Below are 13,977 nucleotides of genomic sequence, written 5' to 3'. Positions count from 1 at the left end.
ATGAAACCCTTTTTAACGATTTTTATTTTCTTATTTACGTTCCAATTTGCCCTTTCGCAAGACAAAAAAGCAAAAAACTTATTAGATGAAGTGACGGCAAAGGTTGAAAGTTATGAGAATATTTCAATCGATTTTAAATACGCCTTACAAAACACTAATGAAAATATCAATCAAGAAAGTAAAGGAAGTGTAATCTTGAAAAAGAACTTATACTATTTAAATTTCATGGGAACAACAAAATTATACGACGGCAAAAAAGTATATACAATTGTACCGGAGGATGAAGAAGTGACCATTTCAAAAATTGATGAAAAAGATGAAAATGCGATTACTCCTTCAAGACTCTTAACATTTTTTAATAACGGATACAAATATTATTGGGATATTCTACAAGATGTAAAAGGAAGAAAAATACAATATATAAAATTGGTTCCAATCAGTTCAAAAGACCAAAGAAAAGAAATTCTTCTTGGAATAGATATTCAAACCAAACACATTTATAATTTGATTGAAGTGGGTAAAAAAGGTACAAAAACAACGCTTACTGTTAATTCTTTCAAAACCAATCAACCGTTATCGAAAAATCAATTTACCTTTGACGAGAGTAAATATAAAAATTACTACATCAATAGAATAGACTAATTCAAAGGTGAAAATTCTAGATCGTTATATACTGGTTTCATTTCTTCAAACATTTGCTACGGTATTTGTTATTCTATTTTTCATCTTTATACTTCAAGGAATTTGGCTGTTTATTGCTGATTTAGCGGGTAAAGATTTAGACTCGTTTTTGATAATAAAATTTTTATTGTTCTATTCTCCAAAAGTTGTTCCTTTAGTTTTACCACTTTCTGTTTTGTTGGCTTCAATCATGACATTCGGAAATTTTGCCGAAAACTATGAGTTTGCAGCTATGAAATCATCAGGAATTTCATTGAGAAGAGCAATGTATTCACTTACTGTATTTATAGCTTTATTGAGTTTGGTTGCTTTTGTTTTTGCTAACAATATTATTCCTCAAGCAGAATATAAATTTGTAAACCTAAGAAAAACTATTGCACAGCAAAAACCTTCCTTAGCTATTGCAGAAGGCCAATTTAGTCCGTTAGGGAGTTACTATATTAAGGTTAATAAAAAATATGGAGAAGATAAAAATAAGCTAGAAGACATAACGATTCATAAAATCTCAAATCTTGGAGTTGGTGTTTCTGTTATTATCAAAGCCAAAAGAGGAGAGATATTAAGTAATGAAAACACAAATTTTCTTCAATTGGTTTTATATGACGGAAATTATTATGAAGATATTACACCTAAACAATTTGAAGAGCGAAGTCGAATGCCTTTTGCAAAAAGTTCTTTTGAAAAATATATCATCAATTATGATTTAGCTCCACTTCAAAAAACAAATATTGATGATGAACAGGTAACTAATACTAATAATATGCTTAATGTAAATGAATTAAGCTATACATTGGATTCATTAGTATTAAATCGTAAGAAAGATTTAATTTCTTATACAGATAACATCCATGAACGCCAGACTGCTTTTTCAAAAAAAATAACTGTAATTACCAAAACAGATTCAGTCATAAATGAAGAAAAAAAACAGAAGTTAGTTAAAAAAGATACTATTTTTAAAGACTTGCTGTCCATTTTAGAACCTTATCAAAAAGTACAAGTGCTTTCTATGGCAAAAAGTAATGTCACTAATACAAAATATACTATTGATGGTGCTGTTTATGATTTTGAAAGTAAAACAAAAAATATCAATAATCACTGGCTTGCATTTTATGAAAAGTTTGTAATCGCTTACGCCTGTTTATTAATGTTTTTTATTGGAGCACCACTTGGAGCAATTATCCGTAAGGGTGGATTGGGTTTACCAATTGTTTTTGCCATGATTGTATTTATTGTATTTCATTTTATAAATGTATTTGGTAAAAAATTAGCTCAGGAAGATGGTATTCATCCTTTTTTAGGTGCTTGGATGTCTTCTATATTTTTAACTCCTTTTGCATTATTACTAACTCACAGAGCAACAAACGATATCGGTTTAATCAACATGGATATGATTTTGCAACCGTTTACTAAACTTTTCAAGAAAAAAGAAAAAAAATTATAAAATTATGGCTGAGTCTATCATATTAAACACCATTGAAGAAGCAATTGAAGACATTCGTCAAGGAAAAGTAATAATCGTGGTTGATGACGAAGACCGAGAAAATGAGGGTGATTTTTTGGCAGCTGCTGATAAAGTTACTCCAGAAATGGTCAATTTTATGGCCACTCATGGAAGAGGTTTAATTTGTGCTCCTTTAACTGAAAGAAGATGCAATGAACTAGATTTAAGAGCAATGGTTGTAAATAATACAGATCATATGGAAACAGCTTTCACAGTTTCTGTAGATTTAAAAGGACATGGTGTGACCACCGGAATTTCTGCTGCTGATAGAGCTAAAACAATACTAGCATTGGTGGACGAAGATACAAAACCATACGATTTAGCACGACCGGGACATATTTTTCCTCTTATTGCTAAACAAGGTGGCGTGCTCAGAAGAACCGGTCATACAGAAGCCGCAATAGATTTTGCTCGTTTAGCCGGATTTTCTCCAGCAGGTGTAATTTGTGAAATTATGAATGAAGACGGAACAATGTCTCGCCTTCCTGAACTCGTAAAAGTAGCTCAAAAATTCAACCTTAAATTAGTTTCAATTGAGGATTTGGTTGCTTATCGAATGCAACATGATAGCTTAATTCAAAAGAAAGAAGACTTTGAAATGCAAACTCGCTTTGGCACTTTCCGATTAAGAGCTTATCTACAAACAACTAATAAACAAGTACATATTGCCCTCACAAAAGGAAGTTGGAACAAAGGAGATGCTGTTTTAACTCGAATCAATTCCAAACAAGTTAATAATGATATTTTAGAAACCTTGACCCATAATACAGATTCAAGGTTAGAAAAAATGTTTGAAGCCATAAATCTTGAAGGAAAAGGAGCCATTGTTTTTATCAATCAAGAAATTCCACCTATTGAGTTGTTAACCAGAATTGGCGAATTAAAAACGTTACAAGAAAACGGTCAGATGAATGCTCCATCTATCAAAATGGATTCAAAAGACTTTGGTATTGGAGCTCAAATATTACATGATTTAGACATTTCTAAAATCAAACTACTTTCCAATTCAGAACAAACCAAACGAGTTGGGATGATTGGTTATGGTTTGGAGATAACAGAATATGTGAAGTATTAAATTTTTAATTAATTTTCAATATCTATCTCAAAACTCCTCAAAAAAGCAATTGAATTTTCAATGTCATAATGCAAAATGCGGTCTTCTTTTACAAACGGAACTTCGGTACGGTAAGAAGCTATAAATTGCTCAATAAACTCACTGGATTTCAATGGTTTTCTAAACTCAATCGCTTGTGAAGCATTCATCAATTCAATGGCTAAAATGCGTTCTACATTTTCAATAATTTTGAAACATTTTGTCGCCGCATTCGCACCCATACTCACGTGATCTTCTTGTCCGTTACTGGAAACAATGCTATCAATACTGGCTGGAGTTGCCAATTGTTTATTCTGACTTACGATGCTTGCAGCCGTATATTGCGGAATCATAAAACCTGAATTCAAACCCGGATTATCAACCAAAAATGCTGGTAAACCTCGCAGACCGGAAATCAATTGATAGGTTCTTCTTTCCGAAATACTTCCTAATTCGGCTAAAGCAATTCCTAGAAAATCTAAAGCCAAAGCCAACGGTTGTCCGTGAAAATTACCACCGGAAACAATAATATCTTCGCCAACAAAAACATTCGGATTATCGGTAACCGAATTGATTTCTGTTCTAAAAACTCTTCGCACATAATCCATTGTATCTTTTGAAGCTCCATGAACTTGCGGCATACATCGGAAAGAATACGGATCTTGAACGTGAACTTTCTTTTGATTTATAATTTCACTGCCCTCTAAAAATTCAGTGATGCGTTGAGCTGTTTCAATTTGTCCTTTGTGCGGACGAACCAAGTGAATCAATTCGTTAAACGGATCTATTCTTCCATCAAAACCTTCTAAAGAAATGGTTCCGATTAAATCGGCTAAATAGGATAACTTATACGATTTTAATAAAATATAAACACCATATGCACTCATAAACTGCGTACCGTTTAACAAAGCCAAACCTTCTTTGGATTGCAAAACAATTGGTTTCCAGTTAAAATGAGCAAGAACTTCTTTAGAATGGATTTTTTTACCCTCAAAAAACACTTCGCCTTCACCTAATAATGGTAAACTCAAATGGGCTAACGGAGCCAAATCACCGGAAGCTCCCAAAGAACCTTGCGTGTAAATTATGGGCAAAATATCGTGATTAAAAAATTCAATTAATCGTTCCACCGTTTCTAATTGAACACCTGAATTTCCGTAACTCAACGACTGAATCTTAAGTAACAACATCAATTTCACAATCGAATTAGGAACTTCATCACCCGTTCCGCAAGCGTGCGATTTTACTAAGTTTTCTTGCAATTGCGAAAGATTTTCATTCGAAATTTTCACATTGCACAGCGATCCAAATCCGGTATTGATTCCGTAAATCGGGTCGGTTTGTGATTGCATTTTTTTATCTAAATATTCGCGGCATTTTTGAATGTTAACTTTGGCTTCTTCCGATAAAGCCAACGATTTATTTTCAAGTAAAATTTGATTGATGGTTTCCAACGAAAGTACATCGGAACTGATATAATGATATGCGTCCATTTATGGTTTTGGTTGAGTTTTCAAAATTCCGCAAACGTTTGCATAAATGCAACATAATTGTGGTTTTTTTAATAACAAATTGTGAATTGAATTTTATACTTTTGAGAATCTAAATAATTATATGATGAAAAAAATTATCGCTTTACTCTCCGTAATTTGCTTTATTTCTTGTCAGGATAAAGAAATTATCACCACATTATCAGGAAAAATTACGAATTCTGATTCAAAAACAATCAAATTAGAAGGGTTAAATTTTTCAAAAGAAATCAATCTTAAAGATGATGGAACATTTTCTGATACGTTAAATTTGGATTATGACGGACTTTATTCATTGGTTTTAAATGATGAAAAACAACGATTCATTTATTTAGAAAAAGGCTTTCAATTGAATTTAGAAAATAATGCCGAAGAGTTTGAAAAATCTTTTGTTTTCAAAGGAAATGGTTCCGATGAAAATAATTTTATGTCTAAAAAACATCAAATAATTGAATCCATTTATGGTAAATTGAATAATATGGAAGGTATTAAACCATTATTCTCTTTAGACGAAAAAGCATTCATAGAAAAAAATGAATTATACAAAAAAGAAATTTTGAAAACATTGGATGAAGCAAAGTTAACCAATCAAAATTTTATAAAACTTGAAAAATTAGATGCCGATTATCATGTTTTAAAATTGTATGAACAATATCCGTCTTATCATGGTTATTTTACTGACAATAGAGAATTCAAAGCGTCAGAAAGTTTTCCAAAAGTGGGTGATGATTTTTCGATGGATAATGAAGAATTATTTAAATTTTCCTATTCCTATCGTAATTTAAGTGGAAATCACTTTTCTGAAAAAATGTATGCCGAAGCAGATTCAACAAAAACGCCAATTGAAAAAGGTTTTGCTACATTAAAAACAATAAAAAGTAAACTCATTCAAAGTGAAATGGTCAAAAATATGATGTATGAACTTAACGGTACAACTCCAAATTTAGAATCCGTTTACAAAGAAATGTTGAGTTATTCAATGGATGAAAAATACAAAGAAAAATTAACTGAAAAATATGAAATTTTAAAAAATATTGCCAAAGGTTTACCCTCACCTACTTTTGAATATGAAAACATAAATGGTGGAAAAACTTCATTAGAAAGTTTGAAAGGAAAATTCGTTTATATTGATGTTTGGGCCACTTGGTGCGGACCGTGTATTGGAGAAATTCCGGCTCTAAAAGCAGTTGAAAAGGAATACCACGGAAAAAATATCGAATTTGTAAGCATTTCAATTGATGATAAAAAAGATGTTGAAAAATGGAAAAAAATGGTAGCCGACAAAGAATTAAAAGGAATTCAATTGTTTGCCGATAATGATTGGAAATCTGATTTTGTTAAGAATTACGCAATTGACGGTATTCCGAGATTTATTTTAATTGACACCGAAGGTAAAATTGTGAATGCCGATGCTCCAAGACCTTCAGATGCAAAATTAAAAGATTTATTGAAGGAAGTTGGTTTATAAAATAATCATTTTATAACAAAACAATTTAGTTTTAATATAGTTCAAAAAAAAAGGAGCAACTTATAATTGCTCCTTTTTTTATTTAAAGATTTCTTATTTCAACGTAAAACTGGTTTTTCCAACTAATTCTCCTTTGTCAAAAATATTTACAAAGTAAGAGCCTTTTTCAAAATTTTCACCTGGTAAATTTTCAGACACATTTACAGTATTATTTTCGTATTGAACAGTTGTAATGAAGCTATACGTTAATGATTGATCACCAAATTCAATTAATTTTTTCTCACCTAACACATTATTTTTACTATCAATTACTTGAACATAGTATGATTTATCACCTGATTTTGCTACTTTATTTTCAGCAATAGTAAAACTCACTTTCAAAATATCTGCTCTTCGAGCTTTTTCAGTAGCTACTTCTTTACCTGAGCTTTTTACCTTGTAAGCTCCAGTTTTTAGATTCAAGATAGATAATTTTGAAGCTTTTTCAACCGTTTTAGATAATTCTTCATTTTGACCCGCTAATACTTGATTATATTGTTTAGCTTCTACCAGAATTGTTTTTGTACTATCAATTTCTGTTGTTAAATCTTGATTTAATTTCTTCAATGCGTCATTCTCTTGAATCAAAGCATTCATTTTAGATTGTAAATCTGCAATTTGTCTCTTGTAGTTGGCTAAAGTGCCTGAATCAACTTTAGCTTTTTTCAATTCTTCCATTAGCTTTACAACCTTATCTCTTTCTGCAATTAATTCCTCAGACATGGAGGTATTTTCAGCAATTGCAGCATCATACGTTGTTTTTAATTGAGCTAATTCATCTAAAGCTGTTTCTTTTTCAGTTGTTACAGAAGATAATTCTGTTTCAACTTTTTTAGCGTCTGAACTCATTTTAAACATATATCCCAAACTAGCTAGTAACAATAAGGATAATACTAAAATGATAGCTTTTAATTTTGAATTGTTGTTTTGATTTTCCATAAGATTAGTTGATTTTTAGGCAAAGTTAATTTTAATTTAGATTCGATATGCAATTTTCTAACGTAATTTATTTAAAAATAGTATTTTTGAGTACAATTTTTTTTATATGGAAAATCTGATTCCGTTCACTTCAATAGAATTAGGAAAAATTACCAACCACAGAAGTGGTGAAGTTAAATTTGGTGAAAAAATGCTAACGGTTCCAAAAGATGTGGACCCTGTTCAGTTTATCTCGGATTGTAAAGCTAAATTTGTTGTACTTGGTATTCCTGAAGATATTGGTGTTCGAGCCAATTTCGGACGTCCGGGAGCTTCAACTGCTTGGGAAAGTGCTATAAAAAGTATTGCCAATATTCAACACAATCGTTTCTGTAAAGGAAGTCAACTATTGCTTTTAGGGGCATTAGAAGTAAAAGATGAAATGAAAAAAGCTGAAAATTTAGATTTTCTCAATACCGAAGACCGTAAAACGTTTTCTACTCTTGTTGAAAAAATAGACAAAGAAGTTTCACATATCATTTTTACCATTGTGAAAGCCGGGAAAATACCGATTATCATTGGTGGCGGACACAATAATGCTTATGGCAATATTAAAGGAACTGCCTTGGCAAAAGGAAAACCCATCAATGCCGTAAATCTTGATGCTCACTCTGATTTTAGAATTTTAGAAGGTCGTCATAGCGGAAATGGATTTTCGTATGCTTTTGATGATGGATTTTTAAAAAAGTATTTCATTTATGGTTTACACGAAAGCTATACTTCAAAAAATGTATTGATGCGTTTAAAAGACTTGGAAGACCGTGTGCGTTTCAATACGTATGACGAAATCAGCATCAGAAAAGTGAAAAATTTTGAGCAAGAATTGAATCAAGCGTTGACTTTTATCAAAAATGAACCGTTCGGAATTGAAATTGATTTGGATTCTCTTCCCAACATTGCCAGTAGTGCCATGACACCTAGTGGTTTTTCAGTTGAACAAGCCAGACAATTTGTGCATCATTTTGGACAACATCCAAATGCTGCTTATTTACATATTTGTGAAGGAGCTCCGGATTTGGGGGAAGATAAAAATCCTCAACTCATCGGAAAATTAATTGGCTATTTGATAACTGATTTTGTGAAGGCGAAAAGTAGTTTGGAGGGATAATTTTATTCCAAATCAAATGTTAGAGTCGCAAAAATAATTACCCTATCTTTGCAGTCAATTTTTTTACTATGACGTTTCAAGACTTACATTTACTTTCAAATATTCAACATGCTTTATCGGATGAAGGTTACACTACTCCCACTCCAATTCAACAACAAGCTATTCCTATCATTTTAGAAGGAAATGACTTGGTGGGTTGTGCACAAACCGGTACCGGTAAAACGGCCGCTTTTGCTATTCCAATCTTGAATACTTTGCATAGAATTGTAGGATCTGCTCAAAAACGCAAATATATTCGAACATTAGTGGTTACGCCTACTCGTGAACTAGCCATTCAAATTGGAGAAAGCTTTGATACGTATGGAAAATATACCAACATTCGCCAACTCACTATTTATGGTGGCGTAAGTCAAGTGCCTCAAGTTGATCAATTAAAAAAAGGTGTTGATATATTAATCGTTACTCCAGGTAGATTATTGGATTTACACAAACAAGGATTTATCGATTTAGACCATTTACACACCTTAGTTTTAGACGAAGCTGATCAAATGTTAGACATGGGTTTTATCAATGACGTGAAAAAAATCATCAAATTAACCCCGGATAATCGTCAAACCTTATTGTTTTCTGCAACAATGCCAATTGCCATTCGTGAATTGGCTGATAGTTTTTTAAAACAACCAAAATATGTATCGGTAACACCAATATCTTCCACAGCTGAAACGGTGGAGCAACGTATTTACTTTGTAAACAAAGAAGACAAGCGAAAATTGTTATATCATTTGATTCGAAACGAAGGATTAAAACAATTGTTGGTTTTTTCGAGAACCAAACACGGTGCTGATAATGTGGTCAAAGCATTAAAGAAAAACGGTGTAAATGCAGAAGCCATTCACGGTGATAAATCACAGTCGGCTCGTCAAAGGGTTTTAGAAGCCTTCAAAAAGAATGAAATTTCGGTTTTAGTAGCCACCGATATTGCCGCTCGCGGAATTGACATTGAAAGTTTACCGTACGTATTGAATTTTGATTTGCCCAATATTCCGGAAACGTATGTACACCGCATCGGAAGAACCGGTCGAGCCGGAAATGGAGGAATTTCGATTTCTTTTTGTGGAAAAGATGAAGAAGTATATTGGAAAGACATTCAAAAGCTAGTCAAAGTGAATGTAAAAACCATAAAAGATCATCCGTATCCATGGACAACTGTTGAGGAAACAAAAACAGAAGAACCGGCAAAAAAAGATTATCGAAATACAAAGAAAAATAACGCTTCCCGAAAATCTGATGCTTCGAAAAAGAATAAAAAACGGTGGTATTAACGATTATTTCTCATTAATTTTTCAATACATTGAATCAATTTTGAGGGTTCAAATGGTTTTATTAGCACATCATTCATTCCAACAGCAAAAGCTTCATCTGTAATTTCATCTTTTGCAAAAGCAGTCAAAGCTATAATCGGAATGGTAATTTCTTTTTTACGAATGAGTCGAGTCGTTTCAAAACCATTGATAAGTGGCATATTAATATCCATCAACACCACGTCAAAATGTTCTTTTCCTAACGCTTCAATGGCCGCATAACCATCATCCACAATCAAAAACTTGAAGTTATTTTTCTCCATTATTTTGCGGGTCACCATTTGATTGATTTTATTGTCTTCCACCACCAAAACTTTGTAAACTTGCTCAACAGATAAATCTACCGAAATATTATGGATAATCTCGTCCACTTTTTTAGTGTCGGTTTCAAAAGCAATAGTGAAATAAAAACGAGTTCCTTTACCTTCTTCACTTTCAACAAAAATCTCACTTCCAAATATTTGAACTAATTTTTTAACGATCGAAAGTCCTAAACCGGCACCTTGGTAATCATCTTCTTTTCGGTCAATCTGAACAAACTTATCGAAAATTTTAGCTAAATCTTTTTGAGGAATTCCAATACCTGTATCACTTACTTCAAAGCGGATATTAGCGTGGCTACCATTTGTATTTTCTAATTTAACTATTATTCGAACTTCACCGTTTTGAGTAAATTTTAAAGCATTACTCACTAAATTCATTAAAATTTGAGATAATCGCAACTTGTCTCCAATGATATATTCAGGAATAGATTTATCAATTTCGGTAATGATTTTATTACTATTTCGTGTGGCAATAAACGATAGCGATTCTGCCACCATGTGAATTTCATCTTCTAAATTCATCGTTCCATTTTCTAAAACTACTTTGTTCTCTTCAATTTTATTAATTTGAAGTAAATCATTAACTAAAGACAATAAGTAGCGTGCAGAAAACTTCAATGATTTCAAATGCGGACTATCGGTTAATTCATTGTGTTCATCTGCCAACATATTGGTAATTCCAACCACTCCATACAAAGGTGTTCGAAGTTCATGACTAATAGTCGAAATAAATTGTGATTTTAATTTTGAAGCTTCTTCTGCTTTTTCTTTTGCTTCGTTTAGTTCTTTGTTCTTTGCTTCTAAATAAATATTAACTTTTTTTCTAAAAATAATATTGCGGTACAACATATATAACAAAAAGACCATCAATAGCAAAAAAACCAATGAAAGTGAGGTAATTATTTTAGTCTTTTTAAGATTTTCCTGTTGAAGACTTCGCTCTTTGTTTACTTTTACCAGTTCGCGTTTTGATTCTTCTAATTCAATTTTTAAAGCGGTAAGATTGATACTTTTTACGTTATCTGAATTAAAAATGCGATCCTTTACTTCTTCATGCAAATCCAATTGGATGAATGCATTTTTATAATCACCTTTTTTAAATAAATAGCGTGCATATTCTTCGTGAATATCCGAAAGATAACTATCCAATTGATTGGTTTTACTGATTTCAATTGCTTTCTGGAAATGATATTCAACCAATTCGTCATTGTTCAGATGACTATATTTTAAACCTAATAACAAATTCAAATAGGCTTCCGTATCCGGATACTTCATCAATTCAATGTTCTTTTCAGCAAAATCAACATTTTCAATGGCTTTTTTGTATTCATTTTGTTGAAAATAAGCCCAAGCTAAATTAATCTTTGTCAGAACTTTTGATGCTTCTTCTTTAAATTGGTCGGCATATTCAAGCGATTTTAAATAATAATCTATACCGGTTTTTGCATCATTTTTTCGATATAAATAAATATTCCCAATATTATTATAAAACCAAATTTTAAGGGTATCGTTTTTTGCCTTATCAGAATATTGAATTGCCTTATCGTAGTAACCCAAAGCTTTATCTATTTCTAATATTTCTTCATACACTCCTCCTATGGAATTATAAGACAATGCAATAAGATTATTTTCATTGAGTTGAATAGCTTTAGTTAAAGCTTTATTAGAAGAAACCAAAGAGTTCTTATAATCTGCCTTTAGCAACAAGCTATCAGAAACAGAAAGAAATTGTAAAACTTCTTTTTTGCTTTTTCCATTTGAAGAGGATTGAGAAAAAGCTACATTATAGAGCAGTAAAAAAATAAATAGTATTCTTGGGGACATTCTTCTTTAATATAATGCTCAAATATACTATTTTAAATAAAAAAATCCTGATTGCTCAGGATTTTAATTAAATTTAATTTCGAACTAATTTTTTGTATTTAATTCGTTTTGGTGTCAAATCACCACCTAATCGTTTGCGTTTGTTTTCTTCGTATTCTGAGAAGCTACCTTCAAAGAAATAGACTTGTGAATCGCCTTCAAACGCAAGAATGTGTGTACAAACTCTATCTAAAAACCATCTGTCGTGAGAAATAATCACGGCACAACCGGCAAAATTTTCTAAACCTTCTTCTAAAGCTCGTAAAGTATTTACATCCAAATCGTTGGTTGGCTCATCAAGTAACAACACGTTTCCTTCTTCTTTTAACGTAATCGCTAAGTGTAAACGGTTACGTTCACCACCGGATAACGTAGCTACTTTTTTATTTTGATCGCTACCACCAAAGTTAAAACGGCTTAGATAAGCTCTGGAATTTACTTGTCTTCCGCCCATCATAATTAATTCTTGTCCATCGCAAAAGTTTTCCCAAATCGATTTATCCGGATTGATATTGGAATGCGATTGGTCAACATACGCAATTTTTACGGTTTCACCTATTGTAAAAGTTCCTTTGTCCGGTGTTTCTTCACCCATAATCATTCTGAAAATGGTTGTTTTACCTGCTCCATTCGGACCAATAATACCCACAATTCCGGCTTGTGGAAGAGTGAAGTTCAAATCTTCATATAACAATTTATCACCATACGCTTTAGCAACACCTTTTGCTTCAATTACATTTGTTCCCAAACGCGGTCCATTTGGAATATACAATTCTAATTTTTCATCCAACTCTTTTTGGTCTTCATTCAAGAGTTTATCATAATTCTGTAAACGTGCTTTTTGTTTCGTTTGACGTCCTTTTGCTCCTTGACGCACCCAATCTAACTCGCGTTCTAATGTTTTTCTACGTTTAGATGCAACTTTTTCTTCTAATTCTAATCGTTTTGATTTTTGGTCTAACCAAGAAGAGTAATTTCCTTTCCACGGAATACCTTCTCCTCTATCCAATTCTAAAATCCATCCGGCCACATTATCTAAGAAATAACGGTCGTGCGTTACAGCAATTACCGTTCCCGGATATTGTTGTAAGTGTTGCTCTAACCATAATACTGATTCTGCATCTAAGTGGTTGGTTGGCTCATCTAATAATAAAACATCAGGTTGTTGTAATAATAATCTACATAAAGCCACACGTCTTTTTTCACCACCGGACAATACTTTGATTGGTGTATCCGAATCCGGTGTGCGAAGTGCATCCATCGCTACTTCTAATTTATTATCAATTTCCCAAGCTCCAACGGCATCAATCTTATCTTGCAATTCCGCTTGACGGTCCATCAATTTCTGCATTTTATCAGCATCTTCATAGACTTCCGGTAAACCAAACATATCATTGATTTTGTTGAATTCTTCTAAGAGAGTAAAAATTTCGGCTGCTCCTTCTCTCACAATTTCAATCACTGTTTTGTTTTCATCCAACTGTGGTTCTTGTTCTAAATAACCCACTTTATAACCGGGTGCAAAAACCAAATCGCCTTGAAAATTTTTATCTACTCCGGCAATAATTTTAAGCAAAGATGATTTTCCGGAACCATTTAAACCTAAAATACCAATTTTAGCTCCATAAAAAAAGCTCAAATAAATATCTTTTAAAACTTGTTTGTTTGTGCTTGAGTAGGTTTTACTCACTTTCGACATCGAAAAGATGACCTTTTTATCGTCTGACATTGTTGTTTAAAATTAAATTATACTCTTCCTTTTAAGGCATTAAATACCCATGCAATGGCTAAAAATCCTATGCCTACTGTGGCAAATCCCCAACCGGCTACATCGGCATAACGATAAATGCCTAATCCGATAAGAATTATTCCCATAATAATCATAATGAAAGTTGCCCATGCTAAGACTGTATTCTTATTCATGCTCATGATGTAGTTATTTTTTGTTTTTTGGAAATGCAAATATCGACAATAAAGTTTTAATACAAAATGAATTGAATGGAACAAATCACAAACAAAATAAAAATCTTTTT

At 32.2% G+C, this 13,977-nt stretch carries 11 protein-coding genes; 6 read left to right on the top strand and 5 right to left on the bottom strand.

The features are described 5' to 3' along the window. From lolA1 to ribB, 3 genes are read left to right on the top strand one after another with little or no spacing between them, the layout of a single operon-like run. Window positions 1-642, top strand: coding sequence for an outer membrane lipoprotein periplasmic chaperone LolA1 (gene lolA1 / locus H601_RS0109400; RefSeq protein WP_026711281.1), 642 nt, complete (start codon window positions 1-3; stop codon window positions 640-642). 7 nt (window positions 643-649) lie between these two features. Next, entirely contained in the window at window positions 650-2,122 is a 1,473-nt protein-coding gene (locus tag H601_RS0109395) for an LptF/LptG family permease (protein ID WP_026711280.1), read from the top strand. A gap of 4 nt (window positions 2,123-2,126) precedes the next feature. Then, a complete protein-coding gene (gene ribB, locus H601_RS0109390) occupies window positions 2,127-3,257 on the top strand; it encodes a 3,4-dihydroxy-2-butanone-4-phosphate synthase (protein WP_026711279.1) in 1,131 nt (376 codons plus the stop codon). Between the two features lie 8 nt (window positions 3,258-3,265). Here the strand turns inward: ribB and hutH are convergent, their stop codons facing one another. After that, window positions 3,266-4,768, bottom strand: a complete 1,503-nt coding sequence (hutH, locus tag H601_RS0109385) for a histidine ammonia-lyase (protein WP_026711278.1) — start codon at window positions 4,766-4,768, stop codon at window positions 3,266-3,268. Window positions 4,769-4,892: 124 nt separating this feature from the next. Here hutH and H601_RS0109380 point away from each other — a divergent pair, with 124 nt between their 5' ends. Continuing rightward, entirely contained in the window at window positions 4,893-6,272 is a 1,380-nt protein-coding gene (locus H601_RS0109380) for a TlpA family protein disulfide reductase (RefSeq protein ID WP_026711277.1), read from the top strand. Window positions 6,273-6,365: 93 nt separating this feature from the next. Here the strand turns inward: H601_RS0109380 and H601_RS0109375 are convergent, their stop codons facing one another. Continuing rightward, complete coding sequence (locus H601_RS0109375; protein WP_026711276.1) at window positions 6,366-7,250, bottom strand: hypothetical protein; 885 nt, start codon at window positions 7,248-7,250, stop codon at window positions 6,366-6,368. A 106-nt stretch (window positions 7,251-7,356) separates the two neighbouring features. Here H601_RS0109375 and H601_RS0109370 point away from each other — a divergent pair, with 106 nt between their 5' ends. Together H601_RS0109370 and H601_RS0109365 are read left to right on the top strand one after the other, a co-directional pair. Beyond that, complete coding sequence (locus H601_RS0109370; RefSeq protein WP_026711275.1) at window positions 7,357-8,397, top strand: formimidoylglutamase; 1,041 nt, start codon at window positions 7,357-7,359, stop codon at window positions 8,395-8,397. 68 nt (window positions 8,398-8,465) lie between these two features. Further along, a complete protein-coding gene (locus H601_RS0109365; RefSeq protein ID WP_026711274.1) occupies window positions 8,466-9,719 on the top strand; it encodes a DEAD/DEAH box helicase in 1,254 nt (417 codons plus the stop codon). On the opposite strand, the gene H601_RS0109360 is transcribed toward H601_RS0109365, so the two are convergent. The 3 genes from H601_RS0109360 to H601_RS15535 all read right to left on the bottom strand — a co-directional run bounded on the left by H601_RS0109360 (window position 9,716) and on the right by H601_RS15535 (window position 13,873). Then, the gene (locus tag H601_RS0109360; protein ID WP_026711273.1) at window positions 9,716-11,905 is read right to left on the bottom strand and encodes an ATP-binding protein; all 2,190 of its coding nucleotides are present in this window, start codon (window positions 11,903-11,905) and stop codon (window positions 9,716-9,718) included. The two genes, H601_RS0109365 and H601_RS0109360, sit on opposite strands and share 4 nt — an antisense overlap. A 73-nt stretch (window positions 11,906-11,978) precedes the next feature. Continuing rightward, window positions 11,979-13,673, bottom strand: a complete 1,695-nt coding sequence (ettA, locus tag H601_RS0109355; RefSeq protein ID WP_026711272.1) for an energy-dependent translational throttle protein EttA — start codon at window positions 13,671-13,673, stop codon at window positions 11,979-11,981. A 17-nt stretch (window positions 13,674-13,690) separates the two neighbouring features. Then, window positions 13,691-13,873, bottom strand: coding sequence for a CAL67264 family membrane protein (locus H601_RS15535; RefSeq protein WP_035655800.1), 183 nt, complete (start codon window positions 13,871-13,873; stop codon window positions 13,691-13,693). Between the last annotated feature and the right edge of the window lie 104 nt (window positions 13,874-13,977).

It is taken from the genome of Flavobacterium filum DSM 17961 (assembly GCF_000425465.1).
Classification (GTDB): Bacteria; Bacteroidota; Bacteroidia; order Flavobacteriales; family Flavobacteriaceae; genus Flavobacterium; species Flavobacterium filum.
Note: the sequence above shows the minus strand (reverse complement) of the source record. Positions and strands in the feature narration are given on the sequence as shown.